Genomic DNA, 662 nt, shown 5'->3' with positions numbered 1-662 from the left:
TTGCCGAACAGCAGCATTCCTTTGTCGAACACCGCCGTGGGCATATCCTCGCCCTTGGTCCTATAGGTCCACACGAGCTTGCCTGTCGCGGCATCGACGGCGTCAACCGCCGAAACATCGGACCCACGAATCACCGCAGCACCCTTGACGCCGAATTTCTTAGCATGGCTGTATGTGAACACCGAGTTACCGGCACCGATGAACACGAGCTGCTTGCCACCAACAGTGGCCACCACCGGCGTGGTCATCAACTGGTTATGGCCATTGAACGACCATTCGAGCTTTCCGGTCCTGGCATCGAGCTTGTACAGATAGCCGTTGTCGTTCGGCGCGAACACCGCACCGTCGACCACCGCAACCCCTATTGGAAACCCGACCAGATCACGGATGATCGTGTTGTTCTTTACTGCCTTGCGCGCATCCGCTGCCCCTGGCACCTCGTAGCTCCAGTTTACTGCCGGAAACGGCGATTTCATCGCCGCATTATGGCCTGGCTGCATCGCATACATCGGCCAGGACGAGGGCGTGTCCGCCGCCTGCGCCGTACAACTCACCCCGGTCGCAATGGCGCAAGCCGCGAGCCCGAGGCGCATGATGATCTTGAATGTCATTGGACTACTCCTTTGTCAATGCGCCAATAAGCTAAAACCGCCTTTTTAAGG

1 protein-coding gene is annotated in these 662 nt (G+C 58.0%); it reads right to left on the bottom strand.

Annotated features, from left to right (window positions below):
* Positions 1-611, bottom strand: a 611-nt coding sequence (locus AB4090_RS15100) for a PQQ-binding-like beta-propeller repeat protein (RefSeq protein WP_369574699.1), incomplete at its 3' end; no start/stop codon positions are given.
* Positions 612-662 lie beyond the last annotated feature (51 nt).

The sequence above is a fragment of the Acidithiobacillus sp. IBUN Pt1247-S3 genome, assembly GCF_041146875.1.
Classification (GTDB): Bacteria; Pseudomonadota; Gammaproteobacteria; order Acidithiobacillales; family Acidithiobacillaceae; genus Igneacidithiobacillus.
The sequence above is the reverse complement of the archived record's forward strand: the minus strand, read 5'-3'. Positions and strand labels throughout refer to the sequence as shown.